General features: G+C 73.4%; 21 protein-coding genes. 12 read left to right on the top strand and 9 right to left on the bottom strand.

Annotated elements, in window-relative coordinates; translation table 11 throughout:
* Window positions 1-33: 33 nt before the first annotated feature.
* Window positions 34-309 (bottom strand): DUF3253 domain-containing protein, encoded by a 276-nt coding sequence (locus AB0E85_RS28050; protein ID WP_361932619.1) that lies wholly within the window; start codon window positions 307-309, stop codon window positions 34-36.
* 156 nt (window positions 310-465) lie between these two features.
* Window positions 466-3,696 carry a BTAD domain-containing putative transcriptional regulator gene (locus AB0E85_RS28045; RefSeq protein ID WP_361932616.1) on the bottom strand — a complete coding sequence of 1,077 codons (3,231 nt, stop codon included), beginning with the start codon at window positions 3,694-3,696 and terminating at the stop codon, window positions 466-468.
* A gap of 338 nt (window positions 3,697-4,034) precedes the next feature.
* On the opposite strand from AB0E85_RS28045, the gene AB0E85_RS28040 reads away from it, so the two are divergent.
* The 7 genes from AB0E85_RS28040 (at window position 4,035) to AB0E85_RS28010 (ending at window position 10,305) form a co-directional block, all read left to right on the top strand.
* Window positions 4,035-4,922 (top strand): NAD(P)-binding domain-containing protein, encoded by an 888-nt coding sequence (locus AB0E85_RS28040; RefSeq protein WP_361932613.1) that lies wholly within the window; start codon window positions 4,035-4,037, stop codon window positions 4,920-4,922.
* Window positions 4,923-5,161: 239 nt separating this feature from the next.
* A complete protein-coding gene (locus AB0E85_RS28035) occupies window positions 5,162-5,689 on the top strand; it encodes a hypothetical protein (protein ID WP_361932610.1) in 528 nt (175 codons plus the stop codon).
* Window positions 5,682-6,719, top strand: coding sequence for a hypothetical protein (locus tag AB0E85_RS28030; RefSeq protein ID WP_361932607.1), 1,038 nt, complete (start codon window positions 5,682-5,684; stop codon window positions 6,717-6,719). The genes AB0E85_RS28035 and AB0E85_RS28030 overlap by 8 nt, the downstream gene beginning before the upstream one ends.
* 580 nt (window positions 6,720-7,299) lie before the next feature.
* Window positions 7,300-8,361 carry an N-acetylmuramoyl-L-alanine amidase gene (locus AB0E85_RS28025; RefSeq protein WP_361932604.1) on the top strand — a complete coding sequence of 354 codons (1,062 nt, stop codon included), beginning with the start codon at window positions 7,300-7,302 and terminating at the stop codon, window positions 8,359-8,361.
* A 233-nt stretch (window positions 8,362-8,594) separates the two neighbouring features.
* Entirely contained in the window at window positions 8,595-9,677 is a 1,083-nt protein-coding gene (locus tag AB0E85_RS28020) for an acyltransferase family protein (RefSeq protein WP_361932655.1), read from the top strand.
* Window positions 9,678-9,732: 55 nt separating this feature from the next.
* Window positions 9,733-9,963, top strand: coding sequence for a DUF2945 domain-containing protein (locus AB0E85_RS28015; RefSeq protein ID WP_184850918.1), 231 nt, complete (start codon window positions 9,733-9,735; stop codon window positions 9,961-9,963).
* A gap of 6 nt (window positions 9,964-9,969) precedes the next feature.
* Window positions 9,970-10,305: a DUF3140 domain-containing protein gene (locus AB0E85_RS28010; RefSeq protein ID WP_361932601.1), complete on the top strand. Its 336-nt coding sequence runs from the start codon at window positions 9,970-9,972 to the stop codon at window positions 10,303-10,305.
* Here the strand turns inward: AB0E85_RS28010 and AB0E85_RS28005 are convergent, their stop codons facing one another.
* The 5 genes from AB0E85_RS28005 to AB0E85_RS27985 form a co-directional block, all read right to left on the bottom strand.
* Entirely contained in the window at window positions 10,306-10,476 is a 171-nt protein-coding gene (locus AB0E85_RS28005) for a hypothetical protein (protein ID WP_361932598.1), read from the bottom strand.
* Between the two features lie 211 nt (window positions 10,477-10,687).
* On the bottom strand, window positions 10,688-10,918 hold the full coding sequence (locus AB0E85_RS28000; RefSeq protein WP_361932595.1) for a hypothetical protein: 231 nt from the start codon (window positions 10,916-10,918) through the stop codon (window positions 10,688-10,690).
* Window positions 10,919-11,305: 387 nt separating this feature from the next.
* Window positions 11,306-12,328, bottom strand: a complete 1,023-nt coding sequence (locus AB0E85_RS27995) for a hemolysin family protein (protein WP_361932592.1) — start codon at window positions 12,326-12,328, stop codon at window positions 11,306-11,308.
* Complete coding sequence (locus tag AB0E85_RS27990; RefSeq protein WP_361932589.1) at window positions 12,325-13,668, bottom strand: hemolysin family protein; 1,344 nt, start codon at window positions 13,666-13,668, stop codon at window positions 12,325-12,327. The genes AB0E85_RS27995 and AB0E85_RS27990 overlap by 4 nt, the downstream gene beginning before the upstream one ends.
* 189 nt (window positions 13,669-13,857) lie before the next feature.
* The gene (locus tag AB0E85_RS27985; RefSeq protein ID WP_361932586.1) at window positions 13,858-14,361 is read right to left on the bottom strand and encodes a MarR family transcriptional regulator; all 504 of its coding nucleotides are present in this window, start codon (window positions 14,359-14,361) and stop codon (window positions 13,858-13,860) included.
* A gap of 131 nt (window positions 14,362-14,492) precedes the next feature.
* Here AB0E85_RS27985 and AB0E85_RS27980 point away from each other — a divergent pair, with 131 nt between their 5' ends.
* A complete protein-coding gene (locus AB0E85_RS27980) occupies window positions 14,493-15,008 on the top strand; it encodes a YceI family protein (RefSeq protein WP_361932583.1) in 516 nt (171 codons plus the stop codon).
* On the opposite strand, the gene AB0E85_RS27975 is transcribed toward AB0E85_RS27980, so the two are convergent.
* Window positions 14,998-16,788 (bottom strand): hypothetical protein, encoded by a 1,791-nt coding sequence (locus tag AB0E85_RS27975; protein WP_361932580.1) that lies wholly within the window; start codon window positions 16,786-16,788, stop codon window positions 14,998-15,000. The two genes, AB0E85_RS27980 and AB0E85_RS27975, sit on opposite strands and share 11 nt — an antisense overlap.
* A gap of 125 nt (window positions 16,789-16,913) precedes the next feature.
* On the bottom strand, window positions 16,914-20,945 hold the full coding sequence (locus AB0E85_RS27970; protein ID WP_361932577.1) for a bifunctional nitrate reductase/sulfite reductase flavoprotein subunit alpha: 4,032 nt from the start codon (window positions 20,943-20,945) through the stop codon (window positions 16,914-16,916).
* 194 nt (window positions 20,946-21,139) lie between these two features.
* Between AB0E85_RS27970 and AB0E85_RS27965 the strand changes: the two genes are divergently transcribed.
* The 4 genes from AB0E85_RS27965 to AB0E85_RS27950 all read left to right on the top strand — a co-directional run bounded on the left by AB0E85_RS27965 (window position 21,140) and on the right by AB0E85_RS27950 (window position 23,742).
* Entirely contained in the window at window positions 21,140-21,535 is a 396-nt protein-coding gene (locus AB0E85_RS27965) for a cell division protein SepF (protein WP_030838486.1), read from the top strand.
* An 84-nt stretch (window positions 21,536-21,619) separates the two neighbouring features.
* Window positions 21,620-22,756 carry an ATP-binding protein gene (locus tag AB0E85_RS27960; protein WP_361932574.1) on the top strand — a complete coding sequence of 379 codons (1,137 nt, stop codon included), beginning with the start codon at window positions 21,620-21,622 and terminating at the stop codon, window positions 22,754-22,756.
* Entirely contained in the window at window positions 22,749-23,072 is a 324-nt protein-coding gene (locus AB0E85_RS27955) for a nucleotide pyrophosphohydrolase (protein WP_361932572.1), read from the top strand. Before AB0E85_RS27960 ends, AB0E85_RS27955 begins: the two co-directional genes overlap by 8 nt.
* Before the next feature lie 199 nt (window positions 23,073-23,271).
* On the top strand, window positions 23,272-23,742 hold the full coding sequence (locus AB0E85_RS27950; protein WP_361932569.1) for a DUF6099 family protein: 471 nt from the start codon (window positions 23,272-23,274) through the stop codon (window positions 23,740-23,742).
* Window positions 23,743-23,758 lie beyond the last annotated feature (16 nt).

Genomic DNA, 23,758 nt, shown 5'->3' with positions numbered 1-23,758 from the left:
CACAGGTGGCCTGGGACGTCCGCGGCCGGGCCGTCACCGGCTCGCGCGACGGATGCGGATGGGTCCGCGGGCCTCGGTCTCCGTGACGGGCCGGCCGGCCTGGGTCACCTCGACCTCGCCGGCCGCCACCAGCCGCCAGGCCGCCCGGCGGGCCGGTTCCAGCAAAGCCCGCCAGCCTCCGTCGTCGCCCTCGTAGAGCTCACGCGCGGCGTCGGACGGACAGATCGAAGAGGTGGCTGCACGTCGCTCCAGCAGGTCCAGGATGACCTGCTCCAGCCGCTGAGTGAGCTGCCGGTCCGTCTCCGCCACGCCATCCAGTGTGGCACCGTTCGCCGAGGCGGACGATTCCACCGGGCAGCCGTTGCCTGTGAGCGCTTCGACGCACACCTTCGGATGCGCGTTTCGAGGAGTCGACCATGAAAGGGAGAGCCGCAGGGGGCACACACAGGGCGGTCTCCGACCGGCTCACGTTGTCCGCGGGCGGGCCTCCGCGAGGGCCTCCGCCTCATGGGTGCGCCGAGTGCCGGCCGAGAACTCGCGGGTGTACGTCTCCTCGTCCAGCGCGGCGCGCAGACGGGCCGCGATGCGTTCCACGTCCCCCCGTTCCGCCGGGGGCTGCGGGGCGCCGGCCCGTTCGCGGGTCGCCGCCGCCGTGCCGAGGAGGCGGGTCGCGCGGTGCGGGGCGTCTGCCAGGGAGTAGGCGCCGGCCAGGCCTTCCAGGGCCAGGGCGACCGAGCGGGGGTCCGTGGTCGCGGCGGCGGCCGCGAGGCCGTCGCGGTGGTACTCCAGCGCCCGCCCGGCGTCGCCGCGCTGCTCGGCGATGAACCCCAACTCGGCCAGCACCAGCGCCAGTCCCGGGCCGTCGCCGCGGCGGCGGTTCCAGGCGAGCCAGGGCCGCAGCCACTCCTCGGCGGCGTCGAGACGGCCCTGGCGGCGGGCGCTCAGGGCGAGCCCCAGCGCGGCGAACTGCTCGGCCGGCTGGTTTCCCTGCCCCTCCGCGATCCGCAGGGCACGTGTGTGCAGGTCGTCGGCCTCGTCGTAGCGCTGGGTGAGCAGGGCGATCCTGCCGAGGCCCGACAGCTTCGTGGACGTCTCGGGCCAGGTCTCCAGGGCCTGGGCGATGCGCAGGCTCTCCCGGTGCAGCCGGGCGGCGAGGTCGTAGTCGCCGTTGATCTCGGCCAGTCTGCCCAGCACGTCCGTCGTCTTCAGCCGGCCCCACAGGTCACCCAGTTCCGCGAAGTGGGCGCGGGCTTCCTCGGCGTTGCCGCGCAGCGCCTCCAGGTCGCCGCGGGCCAGGGCGAAGCACGCGCGCGTGGTCAGCGCGGCGGCGGTGCCCCACGCGTCGCGCAGGGTGCGGCAGCGCACCAGGACCCGCTCGACCCGCTGTTCGCCTTCGGCCAGCGCCCCCACCGTCCACTGCGCGTGCGCCAGGAACCACTGGGCCCTGGTCGACTCCACGGTCGACTCCGGTGGGTACTCCTGCGGGGCGTCGCACTCCCGGTCGTGCTCGCCGAGCAGCAGCCGGATGCCCGTGTACCAGAACTCCGCCTCCGCGCGCTCCTCGGGCGCGGCCTCGCCCGGTGTGCCCAGGGCCGTCGCCAGCGCCCTGCGGGCCTCGCCCAGCCGGCCCCGCACGTACCAGTACCAGGTCAGCGAGTTGACCAGGCGCAGTGCCTCCTGGGCGGCCCCGGACCGGTCGGCCTCGGCCAGCGCGCGCTGCACGTCGGCCGCCTCCAGGTCCAGGTACTGGAACCAGCGGGACTGCTCCCGCTCGTGCAGGTGCGGCCGGGCCCGCTCGGCGAGGCGGACGCAGTGGCGCAGGTGCCGGGCGGCGGTCCCGGCGTGCTCACCGGACTCGGCGAGCCTGGCACGCGCGTAGACCGCCACCGACTCCAGCAGCCGGTAGCGGGGACCCTGCGGCCCTTCGGTGCGGACGGCCAGCGAGCGTTCCACGAGCAGGCTCAGCGCGTCGAGGACGTCGGCGGGGGACACCCCGCCGCCGGAGCACACGTCCTCGGCGGCCCGCAGTCCGCAGCCCTCGCCGAACACCGACAGCCGGCGCAGGACGGTCCGTTCACGGTCGTCGAGCAGGCCCCAGCTCCAGTCGAGCGTGGCCTGGAGCGTCCGGTGGCGTGAAGGGGCGTCCCGGTAGCCGCTGTTGAGCACCGTGAAGCGGTCGTCGAGCCGGTCGTGCAGTTCCCTGACGCCCAGCGATCGCACACGCGTGGCCGCCAGTTCCAGGGCGAGCGGGATGCCGTCGAGGCGCCGGCACACAGCGGCGACCAGCGGGGCGGTGGTGGCGTCGAGCACGAACCCCGGGTCCGTCGCCCTGGTCCGGTCGACGAAGAGGCGTACGGCGCCCGCGTCCGTCAGCGCGTCGAGGTCCGGACCGTCCTCCGGCGGCAGCGAGAGGGGCGCAACCGGATACACCGTCTCGTCGCGGGTGCGCAGCGGCTCCTGGCTGGTCGTCAGGATGCGCAGCTGCGGGGCCCGGTGCAGCAGCGGGCCGGTCAGCCGGGCGGCCGCCTCCACGACGTGCTCGCAGTTGTCCAGCACGAGGAGCAGCCGCCGGCCCGCCAGCGCGTTCGCCAGCCGGTCGGTGGGGCTCCTGGCGTCGTCGTCGGAGGCGTTCTCCCGGATCCCCAGCGTCGCCATGACCTGCTCGGCCAGTGCCTCCGCGCCGGCGAACCGCTCCAGACCCCCGGCGTCCGCGAGTTCCACCAGCCGGGTGCCGTCCCCGAACGCGCCCGACAGGCTCTCCGCCGTGGCCTGGGCGAGGCGGGTCTTGCCGACCCCGCCCGGCCCGGTGAGCGTCACCAAGCGGCGCTGTGACAGCAGGGTCCGGATCGCCCGGAGGTCCTGTTCGCGGCCCACCAGGGGCGAGGCCGAACCGGTCGGCCCCGCCGCCACCCCGGCGGCGGACGGCGCGGGCGGCTCCGGCCGGGCCAGAACCGGATCGTGACGCAGGATGGCCTGCTGTAACGCCTCCAGGGACGGTCCAGGAATCAGCCCCAACTCCTCGTCCAGCCTTCGCCGCAGATCGTTGAAGCAGTCGAGCGCGTCGGAGGAGCGCCCCGCCCGGTACAGCGCCCGCATCAGGGCGCCGCGCAGCCCCTCGCGCAGCGGATGCTGCGCCACCAGCTCCGTCAGCTCGCCCACCAGCAGGGCGTGCTCGCCCAACTCCAGCCGTACGGCGGCGTGTTCCTCCACCGCCGTCAGCCGCTCCTCCTCCAGGCTCGCCGCCGTCGGCCGCACGGACGGCTGGTCCGCGAACTCGGCGAAGGCGGGGCCGCGCCACAGCGCCAGCGCCTCGGTGTAGAGCGCAGCCCGTGTCGCCGGGTCCTCACCGGACCGGGCCCGGGCGAGCAGCGCACGGAACCGCCCGGTGTCGAGCGCTCCGGCCGGGACGTCCAGGACGTACCCGGGCGGCCGGTGCGCGATCAGTTCGCGGCCGCCCGTCTCCGCGTCCTCCAACGCGCGCCGCAGCTGGGAGACTTTGGCCTGGAGCGACGCCGTCGGCCGGGCCGTGAACGTCGAACCGCCCCACAGGTCCTCGATGAGCCGGGCCGCCGGCACGACCTGCCCGTGGTGGGCGAGCAGATCGGCGAGGAGCATGCGCACCTTGACTTCAGGTACCCGCACCACCCGGTGCTCGTCCGTGCGCACCTCCAGCGGCCCCAGCACCCCGAACTCCATGATCTCAGCGTAACCGCCCGGCGACCGGCGTGACCGGCGACGACAAGGGCCCGGCCCCCGCTGCGCAGGGCGTTCCCGCAGCGTTCCCGAAGCCGTCCGAAGCGAATCCGAAGGGGCGTGTACCAGGGTTCCCCGAGGAATGCGGTTGCCGCGGGGAGCGGAGGGCGGGGGCAGGTGACCGGGAAGGAGCGACTGCGGCCGGCGATCACCACTCCGACGTACGGGGGAGCTCGCGCCTCTCGACCGGCAGCGGGAAATCAACCTCGAAGGTTCATCGGTGCGCCCCGCGTGCCGGTTCGTACGTACAACACACCACTTCGTACTGGAGGAACACATTCATGGGTGACAACCACACCTCGGTGTCGGTGCTCGGCCTCGGCCTGATGGGGCAGGCCCTGGCCACCGCCTTCCTGAAGGCCGGCCACGCCACCACCGTGTGGAACCGTTCGGCGGACAAGGCCGAGGGTCTCGTCAAGGACGGCGCGGTCCTCGCCGCGAAGCCCGCCGGCGCCGTCGCCGCGAGCGACCTGGTGGTCGTGTGCGTGTCGACGTACGACGTGGTGCACGACGTCATCGGCCCGCTCGGCGACGCGCTGCGCGGCAAGACCGTCGTCAACCTGACCACCGGCTCCTCCGAGCAGGCCCGGCAGACCGCCGAGTGGGCGGAGAAGAACGGCGCGCAGTACCTCGACGGCGCCATCATGATCACTCCGCCCGGCATTGGCGCCGAGACCTCCGTCCTCTTCTACGCGGGCGACCGGGCCGTCTTCGACGCCCACGAACCCGTGCTGAAGCTCCTCGGCGGCGGCACCACCTACCTCGGTGCCGACCACGGCAAGCCCGCCCTGTTCGACGTGTCGCTGCTCGGCCTGATGTGGGGCGCCCTCAACAGCTTCCTGCACGGTGTGGCCATCGTGGAGACCGGCGGCGTCAAGGCGCGGGAGTTCCTGCCGTGGGCGCACATGTGGCTGGACGCCATCAAGATGTTCACGGCCGACTACGCCGCGCAGATCGACGCCGGCGACGAGAAGTTCCCGGCCGACGACGCCACCCTGGAGACCCACCTGGGCGCGCTCAAGCACCTGATCGAGGAGTCCGAGGCGCTCGGCGTCGACACCGAACTGCCCAAGTACTCGGAGGCGCTGATGGAGGGCGTCATCGCCCAGGGCCACGCCAAGAACAGCTACGCCAGCGTGGTGAAGGCCTACCGGCGCCCGAACCGGTGAGCACCGGGCCCGGTAGTCGCTTCGCCCCTTGACGAAGGGGCCCGTTCCGAATCCGAATCCCCCTGCGCAACCGGCCGTCCGGGCCGCCGACCCGCCGCCGCGGCCCTGAGCCCGGCTGTCCCGGCCGGCGTCCCGGACCCCCGGAGGCCCGGGCGCCCCGCCGGCCGGATTGCCCGGCACGATCCCCGTGCGGTTGGATCAGCGGACCGGCTGAACGAAGCGGCGACCGAGGAGAGTTGATGGCGGCAGAGGGGGACCGGACGGAGAGTACGTCCGAGGGCCGTGTGAGCGGGCAGGCCCACATCACGACCGGCGGCGACGCCGGATGGGGCGCCGTGCCCCCTCCGCCCGCCGACCGGCACGTCGCCGAACTCCTCGTCCTTCTCCGGGAAGTGCGGTCCGACCTCGACCGTCTGCGGAGCACGGACGAGATCCGCGCGCTGCGGGACGAGTGCGAGGAGGCCGAGCAGGAGATCTCCCGGACGGGCCGCGTCACACCGGGCCTCGTCGCCCGGCTCCGCGCCCGCCTGGAGGCAGCGCAAACGGCCGTGTCGCCCCTGGCCTCCGTCGTCGGTCTCGTCCAGTCGCTCGCCCTGGTGGAGGGGCCGACCCTGGGCCCTCCGGAAGCCGGCGGGCAGCATCCGATGCGCCCCTGGCCCGTCGGCCGTGCGCGTCCCGGCGGGTACGGGGCTCCGGCGGGCCACACCCCGCCCGGCCCCAGCACCGGCTCCGACGACGACGAATGGCCCGACCCGGCCGATGGGTGACATCGCCAAGGGCGTGCTGGGCGGGGCCTGGACGCTGCTGGTGGGCTGGATCCTGCCCACCGCGCTGAACCTGGCCGTCTTCCTGCTCGCCGTCGCCCCCAGCCTTCGTGACCTCGGCCCGCTCGAACGGCTGCGCGGCGCGGGCGGACCCGGTACCGGCCTCACCCTGCTGACCGGCGCGCTGCTGCTGGGCCTGGTCGCCAACGCCTGCCAGAACGCGCTCTACCGGCTCCTGGAGGGGTACCTGCTGTGGCCGGCCCGGGCCTTCGAGGCGGGCTGCCGCCGCTGCCGCCGCAGCCGGGCGTTCCTCGCGGACCGGCTGACCGTGCTCCGCCTGGAGCGCCGCGAGGCCGAGCAGGGGCCGCTGCGGACCGAGGACACTCAGGAGCTCGCCCGGCTGCTCGCCGACCCGCGCCTCGCCCGCGCCGCCGGGCGGGACCGGCGTCGTACCGCCGTCCAGCGCGGGCTGCTGCGGGAGCGGTTCGCCCGGTTCCCGATCGCCGACGACCAGATCGCCCCGACCCGGCTCGGCAACGCCATCCGCCGCTTCGAGGAGTACGGCTGGGACCGCTACCGCCTCGACACCCAGCTGTTGTGGAACGAACTCACCGGCTGCGTCCCGGACCAGATCCGCCGCCAGAGCGAACTCGCCCGCGCCAGCGTCGACTTCTTCGTCGCCCTGCTGGCCGGCCACGTCGTCGTGGCACTGGCGGCGGTTCTCGCCCTGGCGGCCGGAGACCAGCCGGACCGCGTCGCCCTGCTGAGCACCCTCGTCGTACTCGCCGCGCTCGTGCCGGTCTGGTACCGGTCGGCCGTCACCGCGACCGACGAGTGGGCGGCCGCCGTCCGCGCCCTGGTCAACACCGGCCGCAAACCCCTCGCGGCCTCGCTCGGCCTCGCCCTCCCGCAGACCCTCGCCGCGGAACGCGCCATGTGGACGATGGTGTCCCGGCTCTCCCGCATCCCGTACCACGAACGCGCCGCCGCCCTGGACCCCTACCGCGCGGAACCCACCACGGAGCCGGCCTGACCCGCACCCGCCGCGGACGACCGTCCAAATCCGGTCGTCGGCGACGACCGGCCCGACCTGAGGCGCGGCCGAGGACCGGAGCGCCTGGCACGGGACCCTCGGCGCCTGCGCCCGGCTCCGCGGGGCCGGCGGCACCGCCGTCCGGACCCGGCGCCGCGGCGAGCCCGGCCGGGTGACGCAGGCCTGCCGCCTGTTCGAGAGGGAGGGCTCCGAACTGCTGTGGCTGTCCGCACCGGACGCCGGCCACGGAGTCGGGGCGCACCGGTTCGCCGGCCCGCCCCGGCCACCGCGCCCGGACCGCGCAGGTTGGAGTTCGCGGCTACGACGTGCTCCGGGACCACCCTGGTGCGGCAGCGTCGTAATCGCGCCGATTTTGCGGACGTGGCCCACGGCCAGGTGAGCGACGGGGCGAGCGGCGCGAGAATGGTGAGGGCCTGGCGCGGCACACCGGAACCCGCGGGCGAAACGATCCGCCGAACCCGCCCCGCCGCCGGGCGAGCTCCGAGATCAGGCACGCTCCCCCGATGTGATCGGACCGTCTTCAGACCGGCACGAACGCGCCGGAACGGAGGACTGACTCATGGCCACCCCGCTCACCGCCGCCCGGCTCGTCGCCGCGTTGAAGGCCGAGGGCTGCGCCGTCCGCGAAGTCGCCGGCTGGCGCACCAACAACCGTAATCACAAGGGCCCTTGGGGCCCCGTGCACGGCGCGATGATCCACCACACCGTCACCGGCTCCGGTACGGACGTCGTCGGGCTGATCTTCCACGGCCACAGTGCCCTGCCCGGTCCGCTCGCCACCGGCTGCATCACCAAGGACGGCGTCGTCCACCTCACCGGCAACGGCCGGGCCAACCATGCCGGGGGCGGTGACCGCGACGTGCTCGACGCCGTCATCGGCGAGTCGTACGGCACGTATCCGCCCCCGACGCACGAGCACGACGGCTCGGCCGGCGCGGTCGACGGCAACGCCCGCTTCTACGGCTGGGAGTGCGAGAACAGGGGCGACGGCAAGGACCCCTGGCCGCCCGCCCAGTACCTCGCGATGGTCAAGGCCACCGTCGCGATCTGCCGCGCGCACGGCTGGGGCCACAGGAGTGCCATCGGCCACCTGGAATGGAGCGACTGGAAGGTCGACCCGCGCGGATTCGACATGGCCGGCTTCCGCCGCGACGTCGCCGACGCCCTGGCCCTGCCGGCCGGCCGGTGGGAAGGAGAGGACCCCATGCCCCAGTACGTGAACCTCGGTGTCGCCGGGGATTACCAGCTCGCGCCCGGCGCCTGGGACTCGGTCGAGTTCACCGCGGAGTGGACCGACGAGACCGGCCACCACGCCACCGGCGGCAGCGTGTTCGCCCGGGGCCCGGCCCGCTTCAGCGGCACCGTCAGCCTCCACATCGACGGTCTGCCGGCGGGTGCGGTCGTGCAGGCGCGCATGTCGGAGTACGAGGGCGACGAACTCCGGGCGGACCACCCGATCCACGAGATCGCCGGGACCGGCGGCGGCAGCTTCGTGGTCGTGCCGGTGACCAAGCGGCTCGCCCCGGGGCGCAGCATGCGGGTGCGGCTGCTGAACCAGGCAGCCGCACCCGTCACCGTCGTGAGCGCCGTACTGACCGCGCTGGTCTGGAAGGAGACCTGAACACCGCCCTCCGGGAGACGATCGCCCGCATCCGCACGTATACCGGGGCATGAACCGAAGCGAGCCACGTCCGTTACGAGTTGAACGAACACACGGCCCTGTGATTAGGGTGCGGGCGATGTTCTGCGCGCACCCCACTCCTTTACTCCCGGCCGCAAGAGGCACCCACGCCTTCCGTCGTTGCGGGAGGTGCCGTGAGTGACACGGTGACCGCGGCCCGTCCCGGGGCCGCGGTGACACGGGCGACGGGGACGACGGCGCAGGAAGCGGCGCCCCGCCCGGTCCGGCAGCGGGACGCGTTCTTCGACAACGCCAAGTACCTGGCGATCGTCCTGGTGGCCGTGGGGCACGCCTGGGAGCCGCTGCGCCAGGGCAGCAGGACCGTCACCGCCCTCTACATGCTCGTCTACGCCTTCCACATGCCGGCGTTCATCATCGTCTCCGGCTACTTCTCGCGCGGCTTCGACGGCATCCCCGCCCGGCTCGGGCGCCTGCTGACCGGCGTCGTCGTCCCGTACGTGGTGTTCGAGACGGCGTACACCCTGTTCACGCGCTGGACCAGCCAGGACCCCGGCCGCCCGGTCAGCCTGCTGGACCCCCTGTACCTCACCTGGTTCCTCGCGGCGCTGTTCGTCTGGCGGCTGACCACGCCCCTGTGGCGGCTGGTGCGGTGGCCGCTCCCGCTCGCCCTGGCCGTCGCGATGCTGGCGACGACCGCACCGTCCATCGGCCACGACCTCGACTTGCAGCGCACCCTTCAGTTCCTGCCGTACTTCGTGTTCGGTCTGCTGCTGCGCCCGGAGCACTTCCGGCTGGTACGACGGCGTGCGGTGCGGATCCTCGCCGTGCCGGTGGCCGCCTGCGCCCTGGCCGTGGCGTACTGGGCGGTCCCGCGGATGGACTACGCCTGGTTCTTCCACGCGGACAGCGCCCCCGAGCTGGGCGTCCCCCTCTGGTACGGGCCCGTGATGACCCTGGCCGCCTTCGGCTGCTCGCTCGTCCTGGTCGGCTGCTTCCTGGCCTGGGTGCCCGGACGCCGGACCTGGTTCACCGTGCTGGGCGCCGGCACCCTGTGCGGCTACCTGCTGCACGGCTTCGTCGCGCAGGCAGCGAAGTACTGGGGCTGGTACGAACCGGCCTGGGTGCGCGGGCCCGCCGGCGTGGTCGCCGCCACCCTGGTCGCGGGCGTGGTGGTCACCGCCCTGTGCACTCCGTCCGTGCGGCGGGTCTTCCGCCCCGTGACGGAACCCGCCATGACGTGGGCCTTCCGTGACACGGCCGCCACCCGGACCGGTGCCGGTCGAGCTGCGCCCTGACCGCGCGGCGCGCACGCTGGAGAGACAGCACACTTCTCCGCGAGGGAGCACCGGCATGGCGAAGGGCCGCAGCGAGGGCGGGAAACCGAAGAAGGGTGACAAGGTCACCTGGAGCAGTCACGGCAGCCGGACCGAGGGCGAGGTCGAGAAGGAGATCACCGAACGGACCGAGGCGTCGGGCCGCACGGTCGACGCCTCACCGGACGACCCGCAGTACGAGGTGCGCAGCGACAAGTCCGGCAGGACCGCGGTGCACAAGCCGTCCGCGCTCAAGAAGAAGAAGTGAGGCGGCGTGGACGGCCAGGAGCGCGAGGAGACCTGGAACGACTTCCGTGAGCTGGTGAACATGACACCGGCGGACCTGGAGAAATGGCTGGAGTCCGACGCCTCACAAGGCGTCGGGCAGCACCAGGACGGCGGCGAGTCCACCGGGCACGCCTCCGGCCGCCGGATCGTGGCGATCCTGCGGGCCGCCAAGGGCGACCTCACCGACGACGACTACCGGCACATGCGCAAGGTCGTCGGCTACGTACGCCGCCACCGGGCCCAGCGGCCCTCCGGGGACGTCCGGGACACGCGGTGGCGGTACTCCCTGATGAACTGGGGTCACGACCCGCTCGCCGGGTGATCAGGGCGCGCCGGTCTCGTGCGGGGCCGCGGCGACACCGTTCAGTGCCTGGGTCATCTGGTGCTGGGTCTCTTCGGCCACGACACGGGCCTCCTCGACGACGTCACCCCGCTCGCGTATGAGGCTCGCGTAGATCGGCAGTTCTTCGGTTCGGGTCGAGTCGGGTTTCACAACGGGTTCCAATCGATTTGCAGCCGGGATCCGGGGGGTCCGAGTAAGTCTGCGTCACCGCCCCTCACCGCGTTACCCACCCCCGTGGTGTTCAGATTTCCGTCACGTGCTTCGCAAATTCCTCACGTTTGCGATCCGTGTCGGGGCACCGCAGCACACACCCGAAAGGGCCCCGGGAATCACTTCCCGGGGCCCTGTGGTGCGGAGGTCGTCAGAGCGACGTCGTCTGCACGCCCGCGTGCCCGCCCGCAGCCGCGCCCTCCGGCGAGAGGGTCCCCTGGAGGGCGGCGCAGGCCTCGCCGGCCAGGGGGCCGACCAGGCCGGCGGAGAGGCCGCCCACGAGGCCCGCGGAGACGTCGACGCCGCCCGCGTTGCCGCCGGCGACGGCGTCCAGGTCGGCGTCGGAGAGCTCGGCGGTGGCGACCCGAGAGGTGAGGTTCATGGGGGTGTTTCCCTTCGCGTGAATGTCTCGCAATGGCGGTGAGCGCGAGTGACGCCGGGATCCGGGGACCAGCTCCCGTCCCGGCTGCTCCCGCCGTGCGCAGGATCAAAACACTCCCCGCACAGCAGAGCCAACCGCCTTCCGGCGACGCGCGGTTCCTCTCGCCCGCCGTCTTCACCCCTGTGATCGCCGGGTCACCGGATGCGCCCACTCCTTCACACAGCCCGTCGCCCGGGCGGGTGCGGGAGTGTTGCGCCCCGGATCCCGAAGCGGGCACTTCGCCGCCAAGCTCCTCCGCCGGGGCCGTCACCCGCGGGCGGGCCGGGCGGCGCGCCGCCTCCCGGCCCGCGGTGTGCAGATGTGCTGGAGGTTCGGGCCCCGTATCCGTCAGGCCGCCGTGGCCGGCTGCATCAGACGGGCCAGCAGGTCGTCCAGGGTGACCAGGCCGGTGAGCCGGCCGGAGCCGTCGCGCACCACGGCCAGGGAGGCCCGGCGGCGGCGCAGCACCTCGATCGCGTCGGCGACCGTGGTGGTCTCCGCCAGCTCGGGCACCGGCCGGGCGAGGTCCCGCGCGGTCGTGGCCCGCCCCCGGGCCCGGGCCACCAGGGCGTCCCGGGCGTGCACCGAGCCGAGGACGACGCCGTTCTCCCGGACCAGCAGACGGGTGCGGTCGTGCTCGGCGGCGAAGCGCAGCAGCGCCTCGACGTCCGCGCCGCCCTCGGCCCAGGTGATCTCGGCGGCCGGGATCCGCAGCGCCGCGACCGGTGTCTCCGGCTCGGTCAGCGAGCGGGTCAGCAGCTCCGAGTCGGTCGCGCTGATCAGGCCCAGCCGTTCCGACTCCTCCACCAGGTGCGTCAGCTGCTCCCGGTTGTGCACGGAGGCCAGCTCGTCGCGCGGGGCGACCCGGCACAGCCGTACCAGGGCGTTGCTCACCGCGTTGAGCAGCCGGATCAGTGGACGCACGGCCCGCACCACGGCCCGGAAGGGCGGCGACAGCAGCATCGCCGAACGCTCCGGGTGGGCGATCGCCCAGGACTTGGGCGCCATCTCGCCCACCACCATGTGCAGGAACACCACCACGACCATCGCCACGGCGAAGGCCACGCCGTAACTGACGGCGCTGGGCAGGCCCAGCGCGTGCAGCAGCGGGTCGAGCTCGTGCGAGATCGCCGGCTTGGACACCGAGCCCAGGCCCAGCGTGCACACGGTGATGCCCAGCTGGGCGCCGGCCAGCATCAGCGACAGCTCGCGCATGCCGGCCAGGGCCGCGCCGGCGCCGCGCCGCCCGTCGGCCGCCGCCTTCTCCATGCGGTGGCGCTTGGCGGCGACGAGGGCGAACTCGGCCGCCACGAAGAAGCCGCTGCCGATCAGCAGCAGTACGGTCACGAAGACCGCCATCGGGAAACTCACGCCATCTCCTCGGCTTCCACGGCCTCCACCAGCGGGCCGATCCGGACCCGGTCCGCCACGTGCCGGTCCAGCGTGCGCACGTCGATCACGGCCCGGCCGCCGTCGGGCAGCCCGACCGTGACGCGGTCACCGACCGTCGGGAAGCGGCCGAGCCGGTCCACGACCAGTCCGGCCACGGTGTCGTAGTCGTCGTCCTCCGGCAGCCGGACACCGGTCGCCTCGGCCACCTCGTCCACCCGGCGGCCGGCGTCCACGAGCCAGCCGTCGCCGTCGGCGACGGCGAGCAGGGTGACCTTGTCGGACTCGTCGGCGATGTCTCCGACCAGTTCCTCGGCGATGTCCTCGTAGGTGACGATGCCCGCCACGCCGCCGTGCTCGTCGAGGACGACCGCGAACTCGTCGTCCTGCTCCCGCATCCGCGCCACCGCGTCGGGCAGGGCGAGGGTGTCCGGCAGCAGCAGGGGCCGGCGGGCCACCTCTCCGGCCCGCGCGCCGGCCATCCGGGCGGCGGGCAGCGCCATCAGCTCGCGCACGCCCAGCACGCCCACGATGTCGTCCGGGTGGTCCCCGAGGACCGGGTAGTTCGAGTGGCCGTGCCGGGCGATCAGGCCGACCGCCTCCTCGGCGCCGGCGTCCTTGCGCACGAACACGGCGTCCGCGCGCGGCACCATCACCTCGTCGAGGGTGCGCTCGGAGAACTCCAGCGCGTGGTCCAGCAGCGCGGCCGTGTCCTCGGGCAGCTCGCCCTGCTCATGGGACTCGCCGATCAGATGGCCCAGCTCCTCCAGCGTGGCGCCGTGGTGCAGTTCCTCGACGGGCTCGATCCCGGCCTTGCGCAGCAGCCGGTCGGCCGCGCCGTCGAAGACCCGCACGACGGGTCCGACGACCTTCAGGTACGCCAGGGTGGAGGGCGCCAGCGCCTTCGCCAGCCGCTCGGGCACGGCGATCGCGAGGTTCTTCGGGGCGAGTTCGCCCAGCACCATCTGCACGACCGTGGCCAGCGTGAAGGCGAGGACGACGGAGATGCCGCCGACGGCCGCGTCCGGCAGGCCGAGCCCTGACAGGGCGGGCCTGAGCAGGGCGGACACGGAGGGTTCGGCGATGAAGCCGACCACCAGCCCGGTGACGGTGATGCCGAGCTGTGCGCCGGACAGCATGAAGGACAGCCGCCCCAGCACCGTGAGGGCGCGGGCGGCCCTGCGGTCCCCGGCCTCGGCCTCACGCGCGAGGGTGAGCCGGTCGGCGGAGACGTAGGCGAACTCCTGGGCGACGAAGTAGCCGGTGCCGGCGGTCAGCAGGAACACGGCGAGCAGGCCCGTCAGGGCCTCTGCGGCATTCACCGAACACCACCCCGCCGTGTGCCGCGATCACTGGTGCCGTGGCGGGATGGTCGGGGACTGTGCCCCGGAGGGTCCGTCGGTCTGGCGGACAAGAACGTGCTCCTTCAGCTGTCGTGTGTCTCCGGTACAACGCGTGTCACCGCGCCGGTGTTCCCGGATTCTACGACCGTGTAGATCAGGCCGCCCGGCTCATTCCGGGCCGGACTGCTCCGCGAGATCCGGAACCAGCCCGCGCATCGCCGCGCACTGGTCCGGGCCCATGAAGCGGGCCAGGGACTCGGTGACCGTCTCGGCGAGCGGGGCGGAGGCCTTCTTCAGCAGGTCGCGCGCCTTGTCCGTGAGGGCGACCTCGACGCCCCGCTTGTCGCCGCAGACCGATCTGCGGGTGACGAGGCCGGCGTGCTGGAGGCAGGCGATCTGGTAGGTCAGGCGGGTCTTCGGACGGCCCAGGAGTTCCGCGACCCGCGTCATGCGCAGACCGCCCTCGGGCTGCTCCGCGAGCAGGCACAGGACCAGGAACTCGTCGTGCGAGACGTCCAGCTTCTCCTTCACGACAGCGCGCAGCCGCTGCTCCACCGCCCCGGTCGCCGCCAGCAACAGCATCCAGGCGCGCAGTTCGGCGGGCAGCAGCCCGCCACCGCCGAGGGACGGGCATTCGGGCAGGTCGGCGGGGTGCTCCTCGGGCTCGGCCATGGTGTCGAGTCTACCTGTCGTCCAAATTTGGAGCAGATGGTTGTCCAAGTTTGGATTAGCCGCTAGCGTGCCGTGCAGCAGTCATCCAAATTTGAACGAAAACCCAGAACGGCAACCCAAGGAGAACGACCATGACCGTCGCCGTGGAAACCGGACAGTGGCAGCTCGACGCGACCTCCTCGACCGTCGGCATCCGGCACAGGACCATGTGGGGCCTGGTCACCGTGAAGGGATCGTTCGGCGCCGTCAGCGGCACGGGCGAGGTCCGCCCCGACGGGTCCGCCGTCGGCACTCTGGCCTTCGACGTCGCCTCCCTGGACACCGGGCACGCCAAGCGCGACACCCACCTGAGGTCGGAGCACTTCTTCGACGCCGGCCACCACCCCGAGATCACCTTCGCGGCCCGCAGCGCCGAACTCCGCGACGGTGACCGGGTGCACGTCATCGGCCAGTTGACCGTGCGCGGCATCAGCAGGCCGCTGTCCCTGGACGCGCGCGTGACGGACCGGGACGCCGCGGGCATCACCCTGGACGCCGAGTTCACCGTGGACCGCGAGCAGTTCGGCATGGACTGGAACCAGCTGGGCATGATCCGCGGCCGGGCCACGGTCGCCGCCACCCTCCGCTTCACCCGGGTCACGGCCTGACGCCGACGTCAGTCGGCCCGCCGCGCACCGCTGCCTGCACATCCGTGCTCGACAGGGTCTGCGGCGACGCCGTGAACGCGCGCAGCCGGATCCGCCCGCCCGTCCGGGGCAGCGTGAAGCGGCCCGCGGGCGGTCGGAGTTCGTAGCGTGCGGTGCCGTGCGCGGGCAGGGTCCGCGGGCCCCGGACCACCCGCCAGTACGGGTCCATGCCCTGCCCCGTGGTCAGGGTGAAGTGCGGACTGAGGGCCGCGTCACCGGTGTTGGTGACCTTCAGGGCGAGGCGCGAGACGGTCGCCGCGCTGGGGTGGCGGACCGCCGTGACCCGCATCCGCAGGGGCGGTGTGCCCGTCGCCGCCACGGCCGCGGCGACCAGCGCCGGCGCCAGCAGCAGGACCGTCACGGCGATGCGCGCCGTGCTGCGGCGCGACCCCGGCAGCAGGCCCGGCAGCAGGCCCGGCAGCGGGCCCGGCAGCGGGCCCGGACGCGGCTGCCACGCCCCGGCGAACGCCGACGCCGGAGCGGTCACCGCCGACGCCAGCCACAGCGGCGTCATGAGCAGGTAGTAGCCGTCCTGCGACCGCGTCGCCAGATAGAAGGCGCACCAGGGCAGTACGGTCGCCGCCGGTCCCAGCCGCCGTACGAACAGCACGAACAGCGCGAGCAGCCCGGCGAGGAGCAGCAGGCTCGCGCGGGAGTACCAGTCGATCCGGTCGCTGCCGTCCGTCAGGTACAGCGAGACGCCGACCACGCCCTGGCCGTGCAGCACCGCCCCCTGGGTGAGGGGCAGGGCGATCCCGGTGAGCCAGCGCCCCGGCTCGCTCACCACGAAGTACGCGTTGACCAGCAGCCACCCGACGGCCGCGACCCCGGCGAACCGCGCCACCACCAGCGCCGCCGCCCGCCCGCCCAGCTCGCCGCGCCGCACCGCGTAGATCCCGGCCAGCAGGAACGGCGCCAGGAACCACGGGAGTTGCTGCGCGGCGCACGCCAGCCCCAGACACGCGGCCCGCGCCAGACCCGCGGCCCCGAGCCGGCCGCCCACGCCGGTCCGGGTCCAGCGCACCACCACCGGCACCAGCAACGCCAGCGCCACGATCGCCGGGTAGCCGAGCCGCCCGTACGACGGCAGCATCCCGAAGCCCAGACACACCAGGGTCGCCGCCGACCGCCACGGCATCGGCAGCATCCGCCACAGCGCGACCGTCCCGGCGATCAGCGTGCCCGTGCTCACCGCCGTCGCCGGAGTGCCGCCGTGGCACAGCCACAGCAGCGGCACCGCCAGCAGCGGCGCCAGTGGGGGATAGCCGTACGTCAGGTCGTAGCCGCCGGTCACCGTCGGGGTGAGGGCGACGCCGTGACCGAAGAGCCAGGGCCACGGCTGCCCGTACACCGGGTGCCCCGCGGCCAGTTCCCGCGCCGCCTGGGTGGTGAGCAGGGCCTCGTCGGAGCCGTTGTGGAGCATGATCCACGCGCACAGGGTGAGCGTCACGCCCGTCACCAGCACGCACCTGTCCACCCGGGCCAGCGACCGGGCCCGGCGGACGACCAGGGCCAGCACCCCGCACACCAGGATCGAGGCGTAGCACAGCGAGATCACCGCGGCCACGGCCGGCCGGTGACCGGCCGCCGACGTCCACACCGCCCGCGTACCGATCAGCAGGCCGATGTCGGCGAGCAGGGTCAGGACGCGGTGCCACTGGGCCGGGGGAGCGGGCGGGGCCGGCTCCGCGGACTGCGTGCGAGGACCGGGCACGACCAGCGTCGTTTCTGCCGAGTACACGCCGCAGGACGCTAATCGCCGCCGGTGAGCGGGACCCGGAGGGAGGTGAAGATTCCGGTGTGATCCGAGTAAGGGGCCCCGCGGACCCGCCAGATCAGTACAGGACCTGTCGGTACGCGTCCCGGTCAGTACACGTCCCGCACGTACCGCTTGTCCGCCGCGAGCTGCTTCACATACGCGGCGGCCTCCGCCTCGCCCAGTCCGCCGTGCGCCACCGCGATGTCCCGCAGCGCCCGGTCCACGTCCTTCGCCATCCGGGAGGCGTCGCCGCAGACGTAGAAGCGGGCCCCGTCGCGCAGCCAGTGCCACAGCTCCGGCCCGTGCTCGCGCATCCGGTCCTGCACGTACACCTTGTTGCGCTGGTCCCGGGAGAACGCGGTGTCGAGACGGGTGAGGGTGCCCTCGTCGCGCAGCGCCGTCAGCTCGTCCTCGTAGTAGAAGTCCGTCGCCCGGTGCTGCTCCCCGAAGAACAGCCAGTTGGGGGCCCGGTGGCCGAGCGCACGCCGCTCCTGGAGGAAGCCGAGGAAGGGCGCCACGCCGGTGCCCGGGCCGACCATGATCATCGGCGTCGAGGCGTCCGCCGGGGGCCGGAAGTGCGGCGAGCGCTGCACGAACACCGGCACCTCCGTGTCCGGTCCGGCGTCCGCGAGGTACGGCGAGCAGACCCCGCCGCGTGCCCGGCCGTGCAGGTTCTCGTACCGCACCACGGACACCGTCAGCGACACCCGGTGGGGTTCGGCCAGCGGACTGGACGATATGGAGTACAGCCTCGGCTGGAGCCTGCGCAGCACCCCGGCCCACTCCTCGGCGCCCGCCCGCACCGCGTACTCGGCCAGCACGTCCACCGCCTGCCGCCCCCAGCTCCACTGCGCCAGCCCGTCCTTGTTGTCCGGCCGCAGCAGCCTGCGCAACTCGTGCTTGTCCCGGGCGCGTTCGGCGACGAAGCGGAGCAGGTCGGGGGTGATCCGGGTGATGTCGAGATGCCGGTGCAGGGCCTCGCCGAACGGCACCTCACCGACGCCGTCGACCAGCACGGCCGACCCGGCGTCCACGCCGGTCACCGCCAGCCACTCCTCCACCAGGGCGGGCGCGTTGACCGGCCGCACCCCGAGCGCGTCCCCGGCCTCGTACGCCAGGTCCGTCCCGCTCGTGTCGAAGGTGAACCGCCGGACCTCCTTGCCCGCACCGGCCCCGCTGAGCAGCCGGTTGCCGACCAGCCGGGCGGTGGTGACGGTCTTCGCCCTCGCCCTCGTCCCGGGCTCGGCGACGGGGGCGGCAGCCGTGCCGCCCAGCGCGGACAGCACCTGGTCGAGCCACTCCCCGGCGGACGGCTCGAAGTCCGGCTCGCAGTCCGTGCGCGGGGCCAGCCGCACCCCGCCCAGCTCGTCGAGCCGTGCGTCCAGCCGTCGCCCGTGCCCGCAGAAGTCGTCGTAGGAGGAGTCGCCGAAGGCCAGCACGGCGTACCGCACCCCGTCCAGCCGAGGGGCCTGCTCACCGCAGAGCGCGTCCCAGAAGCCGGAGCCGTTGTCGGGTGCGTCGCCGTCCCCGAAGGTGCTGGTGATGAACAGCAGGTCCGCGGTGCGGGCGAGCGTCCCGACATCGGCGTCGTCCATGCCGACGAGGGTCGTACGGTGCCCCGTCGAGGTCAGCCGTTCGGCCGTGGCGGTGGCGAACTCCTCCGCGTTCCCGGTCTGCGAGGCCCAGAGCACGACGACCTCCCGCCCGGACCGCTCCTGCGGCACGGCGGCCCCGGTCCGGGAGTACATGCCGGCGAGAACGCCGTTCACCCACAGGGCGTGCTCGGGGGAGAAGGGCGCGTCGGGAGGCAGCACCGGCACCCCCGGGGCGCCCGAGCCGAGCCCGGCGAGGAAGCCGGTGAGGTACCGGCGCTCCTGGGCGGAGAGCACCGGGGGAGGGGAGGGTTCGAGGCCGAAGGGGTCCGCGCCGCCCGGCGTCACGGTCGTGGGCGTCAGGGCCGGTGACTGCGGCGCGGAAGCCGGGGACGCCACCTTCGCCAGCGACACCGCGCACACCTTGAACTCCGGCTGGAACGACAGCGGATCCACCGCGTCGCTCGTCACCGCGTTGATGCTCAGGTACTCGCCGAACAGGTCGTTCCAGTGGAACGGCGCGAAGCAGCAGCCGGGCCGTACCCGGTCCGTCACCACCGCGGGCAGCACGGCCCGTCCGCGCCGCGAGGCGACCTCCACGAGATCGCCGTCGGAGACAGCGAGCGCCGTGGCGTCCGCCGGATGGAGCTCCACGAACGGCCCGGGGTTCAGCTTGGAGAGCTTGGCGACCTTCCCGGTTTTGGTGAGCGTGTGCCACTGGTGCTGCACCCGCCCGGTGTTGAGCACGAACGGATAGTCGTCGTCCGGCATCTCGGCGGCGGGCAGGTGCGGCCGCGCGAAGAAGGCGGCCCGCCCGGAAGCCGTCGGGAAGCGCAGCCCCTCGTCGTCCACGTACCGGATCGGATTGCGCTCCGGCCCGTCCTCCCGCGCGGCCGGCCACTGCACGGGCCTCTCGCGCAGCCGCTCGTAGGACACCCCGCGCAGGTCCCAGCCGGTCTTCGGGTTCCAGAACCGCCGGATCTCGTCGAAGACCTGCTCGGCGCTGTCGTAGGAGAACCCCTTCTCGTAGCCCATCGCGCACGCCACCTCGGCGATGATCCGCCAGTCGGCCATCGCCTCCCCGGGCGGGTCCGCCGCCTGCCGGGTCAGCGTGAGGTTGCGCTCGCTGTTGACGAACACCCCCTCGGCCTCGGTCCACATCGCCCCGGGCAGGACGACGTCGGCGTACGCGTTCGTCTCGGTGTCCGCGAACACGTCCTGCGTGACGACGAACTCGGCGGCTTCCAGACCCTCGATGACCGTGCGGCGGTTGGCGACCGAGGCGACCGGGTTGGTGCAGATGATCCAGCAGGCCTTGATCTCCCCGTCGGCCATCTGCCGGAACATCTCGACCGTGCCCTGCCCGACCCCGTCGGCCCGTAGCGTCCCGGGCGGCAGCTCCCACACCTCCTCGGTGAACGCCCGATCCTCCGCGACGAGCACCGACCGCTGCCCGGGCAGCCCCGGCCCCATGTAGCCCATCTCGCGCCCGCCCATGGCGTTGGGCTGCCCGGTCAGCGAGAACGGCCCGGCCCCCGGACGGCAGATCGCTCCCGTCGCCAGATGCAGGTTGACCAGGGCGTTGGTGTTCCAGGTGCCGTGCGTGGACTGGTTGAGGCCCATCGTCCAGCAGCTCATCCACCGCTTCCCGGCCGCCCCGATGATCCGGGCCGCCTCCCTGAGGTCGTCCTCGGCGAGCCCGGTGATCCCGGCGACGGCCTCCGGGTGGTAGTCGGCGAGGAACCCGGGCAGCGCCTCCCAGCCCTCGGTGTGGTCCGCGACGAACGCCGGGTCGGTGTGCCCGTTCTCCAGCAGCAGGTGCAGCAGGCCGTTCAGCAGCGCGAGGTCGGTCCCCGGCCTGACCTGGAGGAACAGATCGGCCTTGGCGGCGGTCGCGGTCCGCCGCGGATCGACGACGATCAGCTTGGCGCCCGCCTTGACCCGCTCCATCATCCGCAGGAAGAGGATCGGATGGCAGTCGGCCATGTTCGACCCGATCACGAGGAAGGTGTCCGCCTGATCGAAGTCGTCGTACGACCCGGGCGGCCCGTCCGCACCCAGCGACAGCTTGTAGCCGGTGCCGGCGCTCGCCATGCACAGCCGTGAGTTCGACTCGATCCGGTTCGTGCCGACGAACCCCTTGGCCAGCTTGTTCGCCAGGTACTGCGCCTCCAGGCTCAGCTGCCCGGAGACGTAGAAGGCGACCGCGTCCGGCCCGTGCTCGTCGACGATTGCCCGCAGCCGCGCGGCGGTCTCGGCGATCGCGTCGGCCACGGGCGCGGGGACCGGCTCCTCGCCCCGCGCGTCCCGCACGAGCGCGCCGGTCAGCCGCCCGGGCGCGGCGAGCATGTCGGCGGTGGTCGCGCCCTTGGTGCACAGCCGCCCCGCGTTGGCGGGGTGAGCCTTGTCACCCGAGGCCTTCAGAACCGTGCGCCGCCCGTCCGGGCCCGCACCGACATCCAGTACCAGGCCGCAGCCCACACCGCAGTACGAGCAGACGGTGCGCACCCGCTGCGTCTCCTGCTGCGGCCGGGGAGTCGTGGTCATGCCGTCGACGGTACGAACATCCCGTTACGCAGGTGTCACATCACTTGATCACGAGCAGTTACGCCCGTCACACAGCCGCCTTCCAGCCGTTGTGAGGTGCATTGAGGTCGCGGAGCGTGTCGCTGTTGGGCCGAACGGGTGACTCTGCGCAAGAATTGCCCGATGCAGACAGCGAGTGCGAGCCAGGACGGAGCATGCCGGTGAACAGCCACGATGTCACCGACGAACAGTGGGAGGGGCTCGCCCAGGTCGTGCCGCTGCGAGGCCGGGACGCCTGGCCGTCCGCCGTCGGCCACCGGTCCATACCCGAGGCCGAGACGGAGACCCGCCGCCGTTTCGTCGTCCTGCGCGTGAACGTCTTCGCCGACGCCCGTGACGTCGCCGAGCGGCTGATGGCGGGCGTCCCCGTCCTCCTCGACCTCACCGGCGCGGAGACGGAGGTCGCCAAGCGGGTCCTCGACTTCAGCACCGGCGTCGTCTTCGGCCTGGCGAGCGGGATGCACCGGGTGGACCGCAACGTGTTCCTGCTGACCCCCGCGGGGACCGAGGTGACCGGGCTGATGGAGGGAGCGGGCCTGCCCGGGGTGTGACCACCGGCGTGACCGTAGCTCGATCGTAGGAAGCCCCCGGAGACGGAACGGTTCGTCCTGCCGGCGGAGCCCTACCGTCCGGACATGACCCAGCCCGCCCTCCCCGACCGTCCCCGCGTCACCGAACTGCGCCTGGCCGCCTTCACTGCCCACCGCCGCGCCGCGTTCCCGCTCGGGCCCCTCACCCTCCTCGCCGGCCCCAGCGGCAGCGGCAAGACCAGCGCGCTGCGGGCGTACGAGGCCCTCGCCCGGCTCGGGGGCGGCGCCCACCTCGGCGAGGCGTTCCCCGATCCCACCGCCTGCGTCCCGGAACGGGCCCGGCCGGACGCCCAGCGCCGCCGCGGCTTCCGCATCGGCTGCACGGCCGACGGCCCCGCAGGCCCGGTCCGCCTCGACGTGGCCGTGCAGGCCGAGCCCGAACTGCGGGTCGTGGGCGAGCGGTTGACGTCCGACGGGCTGGTCCTCCTGGAGACCGCCCTGCGCGACCCGGGCAAGCGCGCCGTGCAGGCCGCCTGGCACACGGCCGGACCGACACCGGTGACCCGCGGCCCGCTCCCGGACGACCGGCTCGGCACCGCCCTGCTGCCGCTGCGCGTGGCCGGCAAGACATCCGGGCAGCGCAGGGTGCTGGCGGCCGCCGAACAGATGGTCGTCGCCCTGCGCTCCGCCTTCGCCGTCGACCCCGAACCCGCCCGCATGCGCGGCTCCGTGACGGCCGGCTCCGGCCGGCTGCTGGGCGGCTGCGGCAACCTCGCCGACGTGCTGTGGCGGACCCGCGCCGAGTGCGGGCGGCGGCACGCGCAGTTCGTGGCGGCGGTGCGGGCGGGGTGCGCGGGGCCGGTGGCGGACGTACTCGCCCGGGCGGAGGAGGCCACGGGAACGGTCCGCGCCGCGCTCGACCGGGGCGACGGCGTCCGCACGGACCTGCGACGGCTCGGCGACGGTGAACTGCGCTACGTGGCCCTCGCGCTGGTGCTGCTCACCGGGCCGGACGTGCTGGAGGTCGACCCGGCCGGCGAGGTGCCCGCCGCGCTCCAGACGCTCACGGTCCTCGCCGACGGCTTCGACCGGGGCCTGGATGCGCGACAGCGGCTCGAACTGCTGCGGTTGGCGGCCCGGATGTGCGAGCGGGGGCACATCCGGCTGGTCGGCGCGGTCAGCGACGGCTCCTGGGCCGCCGGGACGGAGGGGGCGACGGTGGTACACCTGGACCGTGACTGATCCCCTGGACGTGGCCGGACTGCAACGTCGCCTGGCCGATTTCGCGGCCGCGCGGCACTGGCAGCAGTACCACACCCCCAAGAACCTGGCCGCCGCCCTCAGTGTGGAGGCCTCCGAACTGGTCGAGATCTTCCAGTGGCTGACCCCCGAGGAGTCGGCCCGGGTCATGGCCGACCCGGACACCGCGCACCGCGTCACCGACGAGGTCGCCGACGTGCTCGCCTATCTGCTCCAGCTGTGCGAGGTGCTCGGCATCGACCCGCTGGCGGCGCTGGACGCGAAGATCGACCGGAACGAGCGGAGGTTCCCGATCTAGCGGCACCGTCCCCGCTGCACAGAACGAACAACTCCGTTTGCACGCTGCGTAATCGAAACGCGGCTCGAATCCGAATCGTTGTCCGCAATTTTCCACCTTCCTCTGGCTTTTCGTCTCACACCCCTTCACTCTGGGTAGTGAACAAGGGAGTGCGGGCAGACGGACGCGCGCAGCGCGTCGGACAAGACGGGGGCAGCGCATGGACGCGGTGCGGCTCATCGTGACGAGCAGGCGGTCCCTGGCGGCGGGCGGCGGCGCGCGGGAGACCCTGACCGAGGTGTGGCAGGCGCAGGCCCTCGCGCAAGCCATAGGCAGCCGCCTCGCGGTCGCCGGACCGCCCGAACTGCGCGGTGAGGCCCTGGGGTTGACGGAGCTGGCGGGCCGGGGCTGCGGCGTCCTCGACCCGCCGGAACTGGCCCCCGGTGAGCTGCGGGCGGGCCAGCTCACCGAGTTGGGCGACGCCCGCCACACCCTGATGTACCTCGGCGGACTCCTCGGCGAGGTCGGCATCGCCCTCGTCGCCCTGGCCAGCTCAGCCGACGACGAGGGCACGTACTGGCAGTGCATGGAGGCCATCGACGCGGCGGACGAGTCCCGCGACCGCGTCCTGGAGATGCTCCGCAGACTCGCGGACCGGGAACAGACCCTGCCGGAGCGGGAGGCGGGGTGAGGCGGGGCGGGGAAAG

It is taken from the genome of Streptomyces sp. NPDC029044, assembly GCF_040637495.1.
GTDB lineage: Bacteria > Actinomycetota > Actinomycetes > Streptomycetales > Streptomycetaceae > Streptomyces.
The sequence above is the reverse complement of the archived record's forward strand: the minus strand, read 5'-3'. Positions and strand labels throughout refer to the sequence as shown.

Bases quoted from the DNA above. Each gene is read 5' to 3' on its own strand.
- AB0E85_RS28045 (WP_361932616.1), bottom strand. From the start codon at position 3,696: ATGGAGTTCGGGGTGCTGGGGCCGCTGGAGGTGCGCACGGACGAGCAC.
- AB0E85_RS28040 (WP_361932613.1), top strand. From the start codon at position 4,035: ATGGGTGACAACCACACCTCGGTGTCGGTGCTCGGCCTCGGCCTGATG.
- AB0E85_RS28035 (WP_361932610.1), top strand. From the start codon at position 5,162: ATGGCGGCAGAGGGGGACCGGACGGAGAGTACGTCCGAGGGCCGTGTG.
- AB0E85_RS28030 (WP_361932607.1), top strand. From the start codon at position 5,682: ATGGGTGACATCGCCAAGGGCGTGCTGGGCGGGGCCTGGACGCTGCTG.
- AB0E85_RS28025 (WP_361932604.1), top strand. From the start codon at position 7,300: ATGGCCACCCCGCTCACCGCCGCCCGGCTCGTCGCCGCGTTGAAGGCC.
- AB0E85_RS28015 (WP_184850918.1), top strand. From the start codon at position 9,733: ATGGCGAAGGGCCGCAGCGAGGGCGGGAAACCGAAGAAGGGTGACAAG.
- AB0E85_RS28000 (WP_361932595.1), bottom strand. From the start codon at position 10,918: ATGAACCTCACCTCTCGGGTCGCCACCGCCGAGCTCTCCGACGCCGAC.
- AB0E85_RS27985 (WP_361932586.1), bottom strand. From the start codon at position 14,361: ATGGCCGAGCCCGAGGAGCACCCCGCCGACCTGCCCGAATGCCCGTCC.
- AB0E85_RS27980 (WP_361932583.1), top strand. From the start codon at position 14,493: ATGACCGTCGCCGTGGAAACCGGACAGTGGCAGCTCGACGCGACCTCC.
- AB0E85_RS27970 (WP_361932577.1), bottom strand. From the start codon at position 20,945: ATGACCACGACTCCCCGGCCGCAGCAGGAGACGCAGCGGGTGCGCACC.
- AB0E85_RS27965 (WP_030838486.1), top strand. From the start codon at position 21,140: ATGCCGGTGAACAGCCACGATGTCACCGACGAACAGTGGGAGGGGCTC.
- AB0E85_RS27960 (WP_361932574.1), top strand. From the start codon at position 21,620: ATGACCCAGCCCGCCCTCCCCGACCGTCCCCGCGTCACCGAACTGCGC.
- AB0E85_RS27950 (WP_361932569.1), top strand. From the start codon at position 23,272: ATGGACGCGGTGCGGCTCATCGTGACGAGCAGGCGGTCCCTGGCGGCG.